Origin of the sequence: Tenacibaculum maritimum NCIMB 2154, from assembly GCF_900119795.1 — a bacterium.
GTDB lineage: Bacteria > Bacteroidota > Bacteroidia > Flavobacteriales > Flavobacteriaceae > Polaribacter > Polaribacter maritimus.
On the sequence record NZ_LT634361.1, the window covers coordinates 1069808 to 1086290 of the forward strand.

The following is a 16483-nucleotide window of genomic DNA, read 5'->3' on the forward strand; positions in this document are numbered from 1 at the left end:
CATGAAAAATAGAGATACAATAGGAGTTAGTTTATTCGTAATATTAATGTTATTTATAGCCTGTTACCAAGAAACCCCAATTTTTATAGCGGCTAATTTTACAACTTCGTTTGTAAATGACGATATATCTGTACCCGTTCAAGTCAGTATTCGTAATAAAACGGAAGGAGCTGATACGTATCAGTGGACTTTTGAAGGAGCAACTATCACTTCATCAACGGCTAAAAACCCAGGGAGTATTACTTATGAAAAAGCAGGAACTTACCCGATTTTGTTAAAGGCGAGCAATATAGATGGAGAGGAAGTTGTATTAAAAAAGGAGATTACTGTGGTAGAAGGAATTGATATTCAATTTTCAACAGAAATAATAGCGAGTAATTACCCTCCTGTAACAGTAGGTATTACGAATAATACGATTGGGAATCAATTGACTTATTTATGGAAATTTGAAGGAGGTGTTCCAGAAAGTTCCACGGATAGAACCCCTAGAAATGTAGTATTTGAAAGTCCAGGAAAGCATTGTATTGAAGTTGCTGTTTCTAATGGTTTTGAAACGATTGTCAAAAAACAAATAATAACAGTATTGCCTGATATAGAGATTGATTTTGATTGGAAAGTAAACTTTTTTGATGATGACTATCAAGCTCCTGTTGGTATCGTATTAGAAAATAAAACGAGTAATGCTATTCGCTATGAGTGGAGTTTTGAAAAAGGAATACCAGCGAGGAGTACGCTGAAAAATCCGAGTGTCATATTTCAAGATAAAGGCGTACATAATATTGTTTTAATAGCATCTAATGGAAAGAAAACTAAAAAGTTTCAAAAATCAATAGAAATTTATGATAATACAAATTTAAGAGTCTTTAACGATGTTAAATTAGGAATTAATACCGCGCATAATGCCAACACTATAGGAGCTTTTTTTTCTACTAAACTCCGAAAAGTATTTACAAAAAATGAAGTAACTAGTGATAATGGTAGCGAAATAGATCTTTCTTTTTTAGGACTCAATAATCGTTTTAATTTTAATAAATTTGTGTCTCCTATGCTTGTAGGTGCCAATGGTTTTAATGTAATTCCAAATGCTAAGCATACCGTATTTGTAAATAAACAAGAGAATTGTAATTGTGGGGTGAATTTTACCACCGCTCAATTTGATGCGATGCAAAATGATCTGCCGTTATTGGGGCTTAGCATTGTAGAGACTTCAAGTGGGGTATTGCATTTTGATAATGCAATGAAACCAAGGATTGTATTATTTCAAACAGCAGATGGGAGAAAAGGAGCAATTAAGATAAAGGAGTTTAAAAATGAGGGAGATAACTCATACATAGTTTGCGATATTAAAGTACAGAAAGAGTAGTTTAGTAGGCAGTAGGTAGTTGGAAGTAGATGGTTAAAAAATAATAAACTGGTTTCAACTTTTTTTGATGCTTGCGAAGTTGTCTTATTTCCCCCTAATTTTAGCTTTTTTTACAACGTAGCAAAGGCTATGTTACTCAAAAAAGATGTATTAGGACAAAAATCCTAAATTTTCACTTCAAAACAAAAAGATTAAATCACTTCATTTTATGATTAGAAGAGTAAAAGCTTTTTCTATGAATATTTTATGTGTAAAAATTGGGCAAGTTTAAAAACAGGAAAAATTACCTCCGCTACTTTTAAAGCATTGTAGAAAATACCAGCAACATTATAAAAGACGATAGCTGGCTTTGGTAAGTTTGGTAAAAAACTGTTGGTTAAAATAGACCATACTTCCTTTATTTTTCCTCTCAAAAAAATGCAGAGAAATTCACCTTATCAATCTAAAAAATCCATGATTAAGTTCGAATCTCTCTATTAAATTCCAAAAACTTCTTATAAAAAAAGAGAGAATTATTTCAGTTAAAAAAAATATAACCTATTGATATATAATGAGTATTTGTACAAACTTTTTGGAGGTGATTGAAAAGTTTGTACAGGAAAATGAGTAGAAAACTTGTACAAACTATTTAGAGGTGGTTGAAAAGTTTGTACAGAAAAAAGAGTAGAAAACTTGTACAAACTTTTTAGAGGTGGTTGAAAAGTTTGTACAGAAAAAAGAGTAGAAAACTTGTACAAACTATTTAGAGGTGATGGAAAAGTTTGTACAAAAAAGAGGGGGCAAAAAACAAACGATTCTTTTTAAAATAGGAATAATTAATTTACCTTAGCAGCAGGTATTGATGGTGGTATTTTGGGAGCTAATGGATTGTCAAATTTGCTAGGTGATCCAGCAATCAAAAAAGAAGTATATCCAACATTAATCAGATAAGGAAGGTTTAAATCACTTCAATGATATAACCTTCTAAAAAAAATAAATAAAGATGAAAAAGAGGATTCAATATATGATAGCCATGGTATGGTGTGTTGAGAAGCCATACGCAGTATGCAAAGAAACCATAGGTAATTTCATGGCAAAAAGACAAGGTACCATCGATCAATTCTTAAAAAGGCACTTTCTACAAAATAGCCTATTGCTTACGGTTTACTTTTTACTATGCATATCGCTGACCCATGCCCAACGCTATCCAGTACAAGTAACGCAAATAATCATTCCTCCTTATACGACCAAACTGAGTGATTACACCAGCGCCAGCGATGTCAAACTACGCTTACATCTATTGTTAACCGATGTGGTAGCCAATAATAAGCAAGTACGTCTAAAATTACGTATCCAAGGTAATGGACTTGATATACGTTCTGTAGATTTTGTACATGGTGCAAGTCCTATATTTTTAAATGGAGGTGTTTCAAATCAATATACAAACATCGATTTAAGTTCCTATTTTGAACCCAATAATTTAATAGGAATCACCCCACGGCAATACCAGAAATCTTTGCCCGAGGGAGTATATACCTTTTGTTGGGAAGTATATGATGCGTTTACCAACGAACAATTGAATCACCCAACATTAGGCTGTTCTAATATTTATTTGCTTTTAAACGATCCTCCTTTTTTAAATGTTCCCTATAAAGGCGACCAAGTCGTGGCACAAGATCCAATGAATATTATTTTTCAATGGACGCCCAGACATGCCAATGCGAGCAATGTATCATATGAATTTGAATTACGAGAATTATGGGACACTCAAATAGCTCCGGAAGCAGCTTTTTTAACGTCCCCTAATTATTATACAGAAACCACAGCTACTACTACACTATTATACCATATCGGTAAGCCAACATTATTGCCGAACAAACGATATGGTTGGCGGGTAAGAGCGGTATCAAGAACAGGGCTAAGTAAGAACTCGGTTTTTAAAAATGATGGGTATAGTGAGATCTATTATTTTACCTATAATACGGCTTGTTACCCACCTAGATATGTACTTTCAGAAGCAGTAGGTAAAGCGGGTGTTCAAATACGTTGGCAAGGGATGCCTGAACATAAAAGATACCATGTTCAGTATAAAAGAGCAGACATTCCTGATGCGGAATGGTTTGAGGTATATACTTACAATACACAGGTGCAAATTAGCAATTTACGAGCAGGCAAAACCTATGTTTTTCGAGTCGGAGGTAGTTGTAATGAGCTGAATGATTTGAATCCTTTGTATGCTTATAGTGCGATTAATGAGTTTAGTCTGCCCGCTAAAAATGAAAAGAGTAGCAGCTATACTTGTGGTATTGTACCAGAAATAGAAATAAGCAATACCCAGCCTTTGCAAAATATAGGGATTAATGAAACTTTTACAGCGGGTGATTTTCCAGTAACGATCAAGCAAGTATCAGGGAGTAATGGTCGTTTTAGAGGAGTTGGTTATATTGTAGTGCCTTATTTAGCAGATACAAAATTAGCGGTAAGTTTTACTAATATTCGTATCAATACGGATTATCAATTGATAGAGGGGGTAGTAAGTACGACGTATGATGCTACTTGGGGTGATGTGGAGAGTGTGGATGATATGGTTGATGATATAAGTGATTTGGTAGACACCATTTACGATACTATTGAAGATGCACTAGAAGATTTAGGTATTATTGCAGGAGATTATGAAGAAGAAACTTTAGGCTTTGTAATAGAAGAGATAAAGGTTAACGAAAATGGGGAAACCGTAATTATTGGTACAAATGGAGAAGAACAAAATTTAGGTTTAGGAAATAATACCGTTGTAAAAGATGAAAATGGCAAAACAATTGTAGTCAATAAAAATGGAGAAACTGGAGAAGTAAAAAATACAAATGCTATAGAGAATCAAATACTTGTAACAAATATAAAATTTAAAAAGCACTCAAAGGAAATAGGGAGTTTTGATGATAACTTAATAGATGATTACCCTCATTATGAAAAACGTTTCAATAAATCAATTATATGGAAATCTTTAAAATCAGGAGTAATTGATAAATTGACAATCGAAATTGATACAATACAAAATAATATTTTTTTAGAAGAGGATAGTAATTTATCTTTTATAACACCAAAACAGATTGTAAAAAATACGGAAGAAATTTCATTAACATCAAGTTATAATAAAAAAGAAATGGTGGTACATGTTAGGAAAGATAGTATTAAAGGAGATAGTATAGCTCTGTTTAAAGTTATAAGTTATCCTAAAAAAATCATAAATCTTAAATTAATAACTCTTGATGAGGAAAACGATGATGTACAAGTATATTCTTTAAATAACAAGGTGGAATCAGATACTACAAAGGTTGTGAGCTGGGGAAAGAATAGTTTTTTAGATACAAAACCACAAGGGGATGATTATGTTAAGACAACGTTAGCGGGAGAAAAATATATTGTGGCAGGAGCAAATAAAATTTGTGAAACTATTTCTAGAAATACTAATTTAAAAACAATATCACCATATTTTAGCTTAAGTGAAATAAAAGATTATCTCAATAAAAAAATATATAATCAAGCAAATGTAGAATTGAATATTACTATGACAATAGATACGTTAAATTTTGATAAAAATAATGATGGAAAAATTGATGTTAGTAATAATCGTAGGTCCAGAAATAATGTTAATGACGAATATAATGTTCTCATAAAAGAGTATTCAAATAATAGTGAATACGTTATTGTATTGGTTGACAATCCAGATGATGGTTCTCTTGGTTGGTTTCCTTCTACGACAAATGTAGGTGTTGTGCATGTTAACACTCATATTAAAACTACGAAAAAACATCAATTAATGAATACAATTGCACACGAGTTAGGACATGGAGGATTCGGACTTCAACATCCATTTGATGAATTTTCCAATTATAATCAAGGAAAAGACCCTAAGAATATAATGGATTATCAAGATGGAGATTTATTAAGGAAATATCAATGGGATTTAATTCAAAAAAAATGAATATATAATTATGAAAAACAGAATAAATATACTTTTAGCCTTTATGCTTATTGCAATTTCTTGTAAAGCTCAAAATATTGATAATATAATAGCTGATTATATAACAAATTTAAAACAATTTGATGTTCAAAATAATAAAATGATTCTTATAGAAGAAAACTTTGATGACTTTTATAATAAAATAATGGATAAATGGAAAGTCTATAATCAAGATCAATGTATACAAGCTATTAATATTCTAAAAGAAGTTACAAAAGATAATAAAAATCAAAGAAATAGAATTAAGGTGGTAGAATTTTTCACTACTTTGCTGTCTTCTGATTCTTTGAGGATTAGATCGGCTGTTCTTACCCCTTTAACAGTTTATAGATTATCTGATTATAAAAAAGAGGCTAAAAATAATATTGAAAAATTATTTGATATAACAAATGAAATATATTTAAGATCAGAAATTTACAAACTGGCAGGATTTTTACAATTACAAGAAGCAGAAAGATATTTGATAGAGAGATATTTTAATAAAAGAGAAAAGGCAGATAGATGGAATGCTATGCTTAGTTTGGCAAGAATGGGTAATAAAAAAGCTTTAGACTTTTGTATAAGAAAAATGAAAAAAGATATATCTAAACAAAACAAATTTGGTTATCCTTCAAATATTGAAGAAGATGCATATTATATAAGGCAACCAGAAACTCTTAATCTTCTTTTGAAGATTTCAGGTAACAAATCTTTAGTAAGTGATATCTCTAAACCATCTGTAAAATCTAACCTTGGGCATTTGGCATTGAGCTATGTAGAAATATCAATTACCAATTTTCCTAGTAGGTTATATAAAGAGGAAGGGAAATCATACGAAGAGAGAATTAGGTTAATTGAAAAATGGTTAAAAGAAAATAAAAATAATTTAATATTAAATAAAGGTATTTATTAACCTTCGGATAAAACACCAATACAAACACAAACGATACAGATAATTCAAATACGGACACTTCTAATAATTCTAGTTCAGATAGTAGCACAACAAATACTACCGATACTACGAATTCCAATAGTGGAACAAATACAACTACAGATACGAATGCCATCGAAAATGGAAGTACAGATACCAACAATACTACTTCAAGTACAATTGAAAAAGAGGTTGTAATTGAACACAATGGTAAAAGCTATAAAAATAAAGATATAATAGAAGTTCCTTATTCAAGAGAAGAAACAAACTTTGCCTTTTTATTAAAAAACTATCCTAAAGGCGCAAAAATTAATTGGCAAGTATTAAAGTTAGGAACAGATAATACGAGCATTTTTGCTACAAACGAAACAATCCATGATAATTTTGGTATAAATATGAAAGAAATTCATATACTAGATGTTGTAGCCAATTATAATGATGAGAAAATTAGGGTTACTATAAAGAGAGTTCTAGAGAACTACCAATTAACTTCAATAAAAGTTTATGAGGATGCTAAGCCAAAAAGAAAAGCATATTTCGGAGAAACATTGTATTTAGTTCGTAATAAGCTTATGACAGAAGAGAATTTATTTAAGTTTAACGCTGTATTTAGCCCTGATGTAGAGCAGAATAAGTTGTATGGAGTATCTTGGTATCATGATGGAAAACTAGTTGGTTTTAAAAATAAAAAATCATCTTTTAAATGGTTATCCACGAGAACAGGTGATTTTTCTGTAGCTGTTAACGGAGGTAATTCAGAAACTCTTAGAAAAGAAGCACATATAAAATGGGTTTCGATTGATCAAAAACAGTTTAATTTTATACCCACAAATATTTACAATTCTTTAGTAAATCATTATGGTTCATTAGAACAACTTTTTGGAGCTTTTAATAAATATGATATAGGGATTCCGGTAAAAATTGATCCTATAAAGATTGGAGGTACACAGTTTAATGAAGAAGTAAAAAGGTCTAGACTATACAAGCATATCCAAAGAGGTTATGTAAATGGTGGAGTTTCTGTTGATTTTGAAAATTTTTTAACTGTTCCTGCGCTTAAACTTTTAGAAAGAGCAAATGTAGTAAAAGTAGGTATTTCTTTAAAATTTAAAGCAGGTGTTAAACTTGAAGGAGGCGTTGAAAGGTATAAAATTATTGAAAATGATTTTTATGAAGACAATAATCCATATATTAAATTTAACCCTTATGGTTGTGTAGGACTAGAGCTAGGAGCAGAGTTATTAGTAGCTAGAGATTTATTAGAAATAGATATAGGTGGTGATGTAACTAGTTGTATAGGTGGTATTATACAGTATAAATTTGGTACAGATAAATTTGATGGGTATGTTTATCTTGACCCACTTATATTATCAGGTTGGGTAAAAATTAAAACAAAAGGATTATTAGATTTTGAATTAATTGATTGGAAAGATTCTATAAGAATAACGGAAAAAATAACTACGCAGGAATAATGATAATGTCTAAAGGTTTAAATATAATAATACACTTGCTTTTTTTTGCAATTATAGCTGTTTCACCAATATTTATGTTTAGTGCATATGAAAAAAGTGATTTTTTTTTAAGTTTTGATAAGTTTAAATTAAATCAATATAAAATAGATTCCTTAAATATTTATAGTTCAGGTAACTGGGGAGGACCTTCTGCTTACTATGTTTTTTTCGATAATAAGAAAAAAATAAAAATTCCAATATTGAATAAAAATAATATATCATTTTCAAAAAGAGTTAACAAAGTATATAAACATTTTAAAGTTAATACACTGGAGAATGATTCCATTTATGTTTGGGAAGGTCCAACAGCTATATTATATGGCTTTAAAGATGAAAAAAAAATAAATTTAACATCCTATAGGGATAGGCTTTTTTTTGACATATTGATGATATTAATAAGTCTAATTTCTATTTTTTATTTTATTAAAGTAGAAATAAAAAAAAGGAAAAGAAATGGAAATACTAGAAAGCATAGAAAACAACAAAAACAATTAAAGAAAAAAGAACAAATGAAATACTTGTTAGAAAAAATGAATAAGAAAACATTAATAATTCTGTTATACCCGTTGTTTTCTTTTTCACAAAAGGAATATTCAAATATTATATTTAGCTTTTCAGAAGAACAAAGCATTAATGTATTTAAGTATAGTGAGGATTTTATTATAAGAGCAGATTACAATGATAAAGAAGAAGCTGTAAATGAATATCCAGAGCAATTAATTCAATCAGTTTTTTCGGCAACTAATCAAGAATGGGTAAATTATAATACCTTGGGAGGAGAAAAAAAAGCTAGTAAAAAAGAAGAAAGTCATTTTAATAGGGTAAAAACCATGAATAAGGATAAAAATTATCTTGAGTTAATCCATAAATTAACTTTTCAAATAGGTAATAGACCAACATCAATCATAAAATTTTTTTTACACGAGGAGAATAAGCAACCAGTTTCTGGAGCTATGGTTCTTCAAAAAGAAGGTAATAGGTGGTATAAAACTTCTAATATAAACCTTTCAGCTTTAGCTATTATGACTATGAGATTAAAAACAGAAGTAATTGAAGGTGTTTTTTTAGGGAATACTTCTCAACAAGATATTTTAGAGTTAAAAGAAACAGTTACTAAAGATGGAGGAGTTGATATTGGTATTCTTGAAAAGGAATTTTTTTCATGGTATACTAACAACAATACGTATTTAAAAACTTTATTTATTGATCCAAAAACATGGTAGTATTATGAGAAATATTTTTTTTATTTTTTTAGCGTTAACTAATTTATATGTGTTTTCTCAAAAAGAAACCATTAATTATAAAAAATTGAATGGAGAAACTTCCAAAATAAAAATATCCAGTAAGTATTCATTTTCTAATTTATATGATTATCAAGTTAATTCTAAAAATTTTGATTCTATAGTTACTAAACCTTATCGTAATAATCGTTTGTCAGAACACTTATTAACAGCTAAATTTAAAAATAAATTTGAAAAAAACCTTCCAGATGCTATTGTCTTTTCATTGAGGTTAATATCTAAGTTGAGTATAGATATAAAAGATATAAGATATGAATTTATAAAGTTTGAAGAGATTGATAGCGGTGGGTTTAATGATCCCAAAACTTCACGAATTTTTATAACAGAAAGACAAAATAATATTAGGAATGAAGTTGTCAATAAAACTAACGAGGTAAGTTTATTTGAATCGATATTAAAAACATCTAATGTTAATGTGCTATTTCAGTTTTACAATGAAAGAAATAGCAAAAAATACGCAGAGATAAATAAACTAAAACCTTTGGTAAAAGATCCAAAAGGAAATTTAAATATAAAAAAACTAGCTAAAGTTTTAGAAGAAAACAAAACTTTATTAGCGAAATACCTAGATGATTAAGGCATATTTTTTAGCTTTAACAAAGGTTTACCGTTAATACCTTTACAGTAGGTCAAGTATCAGGAAGTAATGGTCGTTTTAGAGGAGTTGGTTATATTGTAGTGCCTTATTTAGCAGGTACAACAGAAGAAAGTAATGTAGATACAGATGTTATAAATGATACTACCACAGGAGAAAACACCAATACAAACACAAACGATACAGATAATTCAAATACGGACACTTCTAATAATTCTAGTTCAGATAGTAGCACAACAAATACTACCGATACTACGAATTCCAATAGTGGAACAAATACGACTACAGATACGAATGCCATCGAAAATGGAAGTACAGATACCAACAATACTACTTCAAGTACAACTGAAAAAGAGGTTGTAATTGAACACAATGGTAAAAGCTATAAAAATAAAGATATAATAGAAGTTCCTTATAGCAGAGAATTAGATTTACAAACTTTTGAGTTAAAAAATATAGATAAAGATTCCAACCGAATAGAATGGTCATTGCATAAAGATTTTGAAGCTATATCGGCAGAAAAGTATTTAGGAAAAGGCGAAAGAATTAGTACAGATGTTCGTGACATAGGAGGTGCTATTGTATTACAAGGAGCATATTGGTCTTCTGCTAGTAGTTATACAAATGGAGATTCTAAAAAAATAAGAGTGCTATTAAAAATACCTAGAAAAGAGTTTGAACTGGAAGAATTAGTTGCTTTACATCAAGGGAAAAGATTAGCAAAATCTGGAGAAATTTTATATTTATTGCACCCATCTACATCTTATGAAGACTATAAAAAAGTAGATTACGGAATAAAAATTAGTCCTAGACTAAAAGAAAAGGAGATCCCTAAATATCATATTCAATGGTCATTTGATACCAATAAAAATCCTGAATATTATGGAAAGAAAACATTTACACGTAATTTAAGAGCTAGGGATGTTAAATATGTGACTAGCGTTCATATAGGTTCTCCTAATAAGCTAGAAAAAAGTGTAGATGTTAAATGGGTAAAGCAGTATGATAATTCTTTTAATTATCTGTCTAAATTTAATAAGGTATTGGTTTTCTTGGAGCAATTTAATAGAATCGCCAAAAGGTTTAATACCCTGCTACCATGCGAAGGAAGTATTTTAGGTAATTACGAAGCATTAGCTGGTGCAAAAAAAATAGCTTTTAATTTAAAAGGGTATAATGAAGAGGATAAAGAAAGTAGAGAGTTATTTGATGTTTTACAAACAACATTGAAGCTACAATCTGCTAGTTTAGCAAATTTTGAATGTGGTAAAAATATAGGTTATTTAGGAGTCTCAATAGGGAAAATTTATGGCGGAATAGATTTAGGGGCTAATATTAATTTTATTTACAAATTAAAAACGAAAAACGAAACAGGAAAGTCAGTAAATCAAGCTTTTATTGATGGAGGGTTTAATTTAACTTCTAGTTTTGGTTTTAAATCTAATGAAGTTATTGATAAGTATTTTTACGCCAAAGCTGCTATAGAACTTAGTATAGGAACAAAAACAGAATATCCATATAATAATAAAAACTATTTAATAGGTAATTATTTATATTTAGGTAGAACAAACTTTGTAGTAGACGGGTATGTTGATACTTGGTTAACAGGTAGAGAAGCCTTTAATTTTAAATTTTTAATTTTTGATTCTTCGTGGAAAAGTAAAAAAAGATTAGTTTTTGATTTGAAAAATAAGAATATCTATTTAGAATAAAAAAAGTAATGAATTATGTTTAGGATTTTAAATGTATTTTTTTTAGTTGGTTTTATATGTATTTATGTACTTATTTTTTTAAGTAGTTTAAAAGTAACATATAGTAATCTTAAATTTTTTAATATTATTAGAACAGGTAAAGTGATAGGTGTGGAATATTATAATACACTTAATGCTGATTTAAAAGGGACTTATACTAATGTAATTATTGAAGATAAAACAAAGGATACTATTTATGGTAGTACACAAAAAATGTACAGAGTAGGAGATAAAGTAAAATTTAGGTATATAGGAGAACAAGGAGGAAATGTGATTTTTGAAGTTAATAATAATATTATTGGTTCTAAATATGACTCATGGGATGTACTTTCTCCATTTATCATATTACTTTTTAGTTATGTATTTTTCAGATTTGTTAAAAACAGGATTTTAAAATGAATAAAATGATAAAAATGAAATTTCTAGTAATAGTTTTTTGCGCGGTTACTACTTTAGTTAATTCACAAAAAGTTGAGGGCTTATGTTCATCAGTTGATTTATTAGGTATAGGGGTTAAAAATAATGAAATTAAATATGTAAAATATTCTCCGATTTTAAAATTACAGAATAAATATAGAACTTTTAAGGAAGTGAAAAACTCAACTGTTGAAGAGTTAATTATTTCACAAATGTCTGTTCAAGATAATGATTGGTTGTCTTTTAATTTTAATAAAGAAATGAAATGGGCTAGCCAGCAGTTTTTTAGAATTAAAAGTCAAAATACAAAGACTAATTATCTTGAGTTAGTAAGAAAAGCTACATATACTTTTGATAATGAAAATTATGCAATTGTAAGAGTAAATGTTTTTGATGAAAGGAGGGAAAAACCAATTGTAGTAAGTTTAAAAGCAAAAAAAGAAGGAAATAGATGGTTTTTAATTAGGGGAAAATTGAAAACACCTGTTGAGTTCTTACTCACGAATTTAAATTTGGAATACTTAGATGCTGTTTTTGAAAAAAAAAGAACAAATAATTCTACTTTAAATAACATTATAGCATCTTCGTGGGATAAGAATAATTTTAATATTGCTAGTTTATATTTAAAATTAGGGAATTTAATGCTTAGTGATATAGAAGGGTTAAAAGAAATATTTGAAAGAAATAATTCAAGCTCAATAGAGGTAGGAAAGCAAAAATTTTCTTTGGATTTATCTTTAAGTAAAGAAAATATAAAAGCAAATTACTTAGTTCCTCTTAATAGTCAGAGGTTTTGTTATTATTTTCCAAATGAAATAAGTAAGTATTTAGAGGATGAACTAGATCTAGTTTTAAATTATTTAAAAGATAAACAAACTGAAAACGTGAATATTGTACCTATTCATAAGTTTTCTTACTTAAGAAAAGGAACAAATATGATAGTGTTTAAATATAAAGTAAAAACATCAAAAGAAGAGGAGTTAAAAACAGAACACTATGTGAAAAATAATAATTCGGTCATAGCTTTTGAAGGGAGAAGCGAATTAGATAAAGATATTTATGAAATTATAAGAGGTCTAAAATCTGTAGCGATTAACGAATTTTCTAATGGGGATAATAACCCAAACTACCCTGAAATCAACAAACTAAAGCCTTTCGTAAAAGACGCTAATGGAGTTTTAAATATAGAAAAACTAGCTAAAGTTTTAGAAGAAAACAAAACTTTATTAGCGAAATATCTAGATAATTAGAGTTTTAATAAAAAAGTTACAAATACAGGGGAGTAATGGTCGTTTTAGAGGAGTTGGTTATATTGTAGTGCCTTATTTAGCAGATACAACAGAAGAAAGTAATGTAGATACAGATGTTATAAATGATACTACCACAGGAGAAAACACCAATACAAACACAAACGATACAGATAATTCAAATACGGACACTTCTAATAATTCTAGTTCAGATAGTAGCACAACAAATACTACCGATACTACGAATTCCAATAGTGGAACAAATACGACTACAGATACGAATGCCATCGAAAATGGAAGTACAGATACCAACAATACTACTTCAAGTACAACTGAAAAAGAGGTTGTAATTGAACACAATGGTAAAAGCTATAAAAATAAAGATATAATAGAAGTTCCTTATTCAAGAGAAGAAACAAACTTTGCCTTTTTATTAAAAAACTATCCTAAAGGCGTAAAAATTAATTGGCAAGTATTAAAGTTAGGAACAGATAATACGAGCATTTTTGCTACAAACGAAACAATCCATGATAATTTTGGTATAAATATGAAAGAAATTCATATACTCGATGTTGTAGCCAATTATAATGATGAGAAAATTAGGGTTACTATTAAAAGAATAGCTAAAGAGTTTGAACTAGAGGAATTAGTAGTACAAGATGGTAGGGTAGGTAGAAAGAGAAGGGCTGCTAGTTCTGATGAAACGCTTTATTTTGTTGATAATAAATTAGGAGAAGATTTGAGAAGTGTTAGATACGGTATAAAAATAAACCCTAAGTTAGATGAAGAAGAAATTATCAAAAATAGTATTTCTTGGACAATTAATGAGGAAGAAAATATAGAAGACAGAGGTAAAAAGAGAATCTATGAATGGATTCCAGATAGTAATGAGAATACAAAAACTATTGTTAAAGCAGGTTACTCAAAAAAAATAGAAAAAGAGGTTAATGTAAAATGGATAGATGAAGACTTAATGCGAATAGACATAGCTCATAAATTAGGTCCTATTTTTAAAGCTTTTGATAAACTTAACTATGTAACAAAGAAGTTATCGCCAGCTTTACCATGTGATGTTCAAATTTTAGATAATTATAAAACACTACTAGTACAGAAAAAACTAGGTATTTCCTATCAGACTAAAAATGAAGAAATAAAATACAATCGCTTATACAAAGAAGTGCAAAAGTTTAAATTTTCAGCTAATAATGGTGTAGATATTTTTAAGTTAAATTGTGGGAAAGAAATTAAAGTGTATATACCTGGAACCTCTTATGAGATAACATTGGCTGGAGCTAAGTTTTCTATATCATCAGGTTTAAAAGGAGAAATTATGATTCAGAGAGATAAGGAGGTAGAGACAAATCGAGTAAGTTATGCTAATAGTAATGTTAGCGGAGGTGGTTTTATTAAACCTAGTTTAAAAGCTACTTTAGTAGGTGTAGATGGAACGGTTGAATTATCGGCAGGGATAAGATTTGTATATCCATATAAGAAAAATCCAGATATAGTAGGAATTGAAGCGTATTTATCTGATACTTATGGATATTTATTAATATCCAAAGACGTTAGTTTGTTTGTAACCAATGATTTTAAATACGAATTATTTAAACTAGAAACCAGTGGTAAAATTGAAATAACAACATTTGATATTGGGGATTTAATAAATTAATATATTTATGATAATAAGAATTTTAACCTATTTAGTTTTAATTACATTGTTTTTATCATCGCTAATGACTGTAAGTATAAATGTGTATAGTCTTTTTAATGATAGGTTAGAAAAAGGAATAGTTTTTAAAACAGAAGAGTTTGATTATTCAGGTTATGATCAAAGTTCATCTTATACTACTTTTTATATAAAGAAAGAAGGGAAGAGGCTGGAAGGAGATTACGATATAGATAAGAACTTTTCGATAACTAAAGGAGATACTGTAGTTTATAGAAGAATAAACTTCCAAAATCAAATAAGACCACTGAGAGTAAATAGTAAAAAAGTTCAGAGCTATTATGGTCCATGGGATTATTTAAGCTTAATAATTCTTATTGCTATGATACTAATATATTTTTATTGGAATAAATTTATTACGAAATTAAAACAATGATAAAAAATAAAATGATAAAAAAAATAACAATTAAAATAATTTTCTTTTTGCTATGTGTAAACTTAAACGCACAGGAAAGGTACTTGAATTTGCATTCAAACTTTGGTTTACCAGTTGAACAAAATATGTTTAAATATACCAAGTATCCTTCTAATTTTAGATTGTATAAAGAATATAACTCATATTCTGATAATAAAAATGAATTCCCAGAAGAAACATTAATATCAGTATTATCTGCAGACAATTATAGATGGGATAGCCAGAATTATGATTATAAAATTAAAAATCATGAGCTAAAGTATAAATTAAGAAAAGAACTTAAAAAAGAAGAAGCTTTTTTTGAATTACTTCTAAAAATATCTTTTAGAGCGAATGATAGTGATTATGCAATAATAAAATATCATGTTAAAGAGAAAGATAACATACTGCCTAATTGTAGTGTGTTAAAAAAGGTTAAGGATAAATGGAAAATAATTGAAACAAAAGGAAGCTTAACTAAAGCATTTTTCATGTTTAATTATATATCTGTTAAAGCCTTAGAAGCTCTTTTTAATAATTCTAAAATAAATATTAATTCTTATGATAAGTATATTGAAAAAGTATATAAAGGTGGTATTTTGGAATACGATAAAGCACTAAGTGAAAAGTCGAATAATACCGAAGAAGATTTTAAAGTAATAATGGATCCAATTTTAATGAAATTAAAAGTAAATTTCGAACCATTAATTTATGAAAAAAATAATTTTAAAAATCTCACTAAGAAGAATATAAAAGTAAATTATATCAAAGAATTAACGTATCAAAAATTTTACGAATATGTTGATAGCACTTATAATTCTGCACTTAAAGATGATTTATCAAATACATTTTTAAAGAAGATTAAGCAGAATAATGAGATAAAACCAATATTTAGATTTGAATTTGATTATAAGAATGAAAGATATTGTATTTTTAAGTATCAAGAGTTGATTAAAACAGAAGGAAAAAGAAGTTTAACAGTTTTGTTTAGAAAGGAAATGAGTAATGAGTGGAGTTTAGAAAAAGATCCTATATCACTGAAAAATAATGTGTTTTATAAAGTGTTAAGTAATATGAATTTATTATTCTATAAAGAATTAATGGTTTTAAAGAATAACCCAAACTACCCTGAAATCAACAAACTAAAGCCTTTTGTAAAAGACGCTAATGGAGTTTTAAATATAAAAAAACTAGCTAAAGTTTTAGAAGAAAACAAAACTTTATTAGCGAAATACCTAGATGATTAAGGCATATTTTTTAGCTTTAAC

12 protein-coding genes are annotated in these 16483 nt (G+C 28.4%); all 12 read left to right on the forward strand.

Going from position 1 to position 16483, the window contains the following annotated elements:
* The first annotated feature begins 1 nt into the window (after position 1).
* The 12 genes from MARIT_RS04965 to MARIT_RS05025 all read left to right on the forward strand — a co-directional run bounded on the left by MARIT_RS04965 (position 2) and on the right by MARIT_RS05025 (position 16462).
* Positions 2-1363: a PKD domain-containing protein gene (locus MARIT_RS04965; protein WP_100210930.1), complete on the forward strand. Its 1362-nt coding sequence runs from the start codon at positions 2-4 to the stop codon at positions 1361-1363.
* A gap of 982 nt (positions 1364-2345) precedes the next feature.
* Entirely contained in the window at positions 2346-5324 is a 2979-nt protein-coding gene (locus MARIT_RS04975; protein ID WP_100210932.1) for a hypothetical protein, read from the forward strand.
* A 10-nt stretch (positions 5325-5334) separates the two neighbouring features.
* Entirely contained in the window at positions 5335-6255 is a 921-nt protein-coding gene (locus tag MARIT_RS04980) for a hypothetical protein (protein WP_100210933.1), read from the forward strand.
* Positions 6256-6668: 413 nt separating this feature from the next.
* On the forward strand, positions 6669-7745 hold the full coding sequence (locus MARIT_RS04985; protein WP_100210934.1) for a hypothetical protein: 1077 nt from the start codon (positions 6669-6671) through the stop codon (positions 7743-7745).
* A 74-nt stretch (positions 7746-7819) separates the two neighbouring features.
* Positions 7820-9007, forward strand: coding sequence for a hypothetical protein (locus MARIT_RS04990; protein WP_157926191.1), 1188 nt, complete (start codon positions 7820-7822; stop codon positions 9005-9007).
* A gap of 4 nt (positions 9008-9011) precedes the next feature.
* The gene (locus MARIT_RS04995) at positions 9012-9662 is read left to right on the forward strand and encodes a hypothetical protein (RefSeq protein WP_100210936.1); all 651 of its coding nucleotides are present in this window, start codon (positions 9012-9014) and stop codon (positions 9660-9662) included.
* A gap of 101 nt (positions 9663-9763) precedes the next feature.
* Positions 9764-11392, forward strand: coding sequence for a hypothetical protein (locus MARIT_RS05000; RefSeq protein ID WP_100210937.1), 1629 nt, complete (start codon positions 9764-9766; stop codon positions 11390-11392).
* A 15-nt stretch (positions 11393-11407) separates the two neighbouring features.
* Complete coding sequence (locus tag MARIT_RS05005) at positions 11408-11830, forward strand: hypothetical protein (RefSeq protein ID WP_024742541.1); 423 nt, start codon at positions 11408-11410, stop codon at positions 11828-11830.
* A gap of 14 nt (positions 11831-11844) precedes the next feature.
* Positions 11845-13098: a hypothetical protein gene (locus MARIT_RS05010; RefSeq protein WP_159261199.1), complete on the forward strand. Its 1254-nt coding sequence runs from the start codon at positions 11845-11847 to the stop codon at positions 13096-13098.
* Positions 13099-13165: 67 nt separating this feature from the next.
* A complete protein-coding gene (locus MARIT_RS05015) occupies positions 13166-14764 on the forward strand; it encodes a hypothetical protein (RefSeq protein ID WP_100210939.1) in 1599 nt (532 codons plus the stop codon).
* Positions 14765-14771: 7 nt separating this feature from the next.
* Complete coding sequence (locus MARIT_RS05020; RefSeq protein WP_024742528.1) at positions 14772-15197, forward strand: hypothetical protein; 426 nt, start codon at positions 14772-14774, stop codon at positions 15195-15197.
* Positions 15194-16462, forward strand: a complete 1269-nt coding sequence (locus MARIT_RS05025) for a hypothetical protein (protein ID WP_024742529.1) — start codon at positions 15194-15196, stop codon at positions 16460-16462. The genes MARIT_RS05020 and MARIT_RS05025 overlap by 4 nt, the downstream gene beginning before the upstream one ends.
* Positions 16463-16483 lie beyond the last annotated feature (21 nt).

Coding starts and splice junctions, on each gene's coding strand:
- MARIT_RS04995 (WP_100210936.1), top strand. CDS start 9,012: ATGAGAAATATTTTTTTTATTTTTTTAGCGTTAACTAATTTATATGTG.
- MARIT_RS05010 (WP_159261199.1), top strand. CDS start 11,845: ATGAAATTTCTAGTAATAGTTTTTTGCGCGGTTACTACTTTAGTTAAT.
- MARIT_RS04965 (WP_100210930.1), top strand. CDS start 2: ATGAAAAATAGAGATACAATAGGAGTTAGTTTATTCGTAATATTAATG.
- MARIT_RS04990 (WP_157926191.1), top strand. CDS start 7,820: ATGTTTAGTGCATATGAAAAAAGTGATTTTTTTTTAAGTTTTGATAAG.
- MARIT_RS05005 (WP_024742541.1), top strand. CDS start 11,408: ATGTTTAGGATTTTAAATGTATTTTTTTTAGTTGGTTTTATATGTATT.
- MARIT_RS04975 (WP_100210932.1), top strand. CDS start 2,346: ATGAAAAAGAGGATTCAATATATGATAGCCATGGTATGGTGTGTTGAG.
- MARIT_RS04985 (WP_100210934.1), top strand. CDS start 6,669: ATGAAAGAAATTCATATACTAGATGTTGTAGCCAATTATAATGATGAG.
- MARIT_RS04980 (WP_100210933.1), top strand. CDS start 5,335: ATGAAAAACAGAATAAATATACTTTTAGCCTTTATGCTTATTGCAATT.
- MARIT_RS05025 (WP_024742529.1), top strand. CDS start 15,194: ATGATAAAAAATAAAATGATAAAAAAAATAACAATTAAAATAATTTTC.
- MARIT_RS05020 (WP_024742528.1), top strand. CDS start 14,772: ATGATAATAAGAATTTTAACCTATTTAGTTTTAATTACATTGTTTTTA.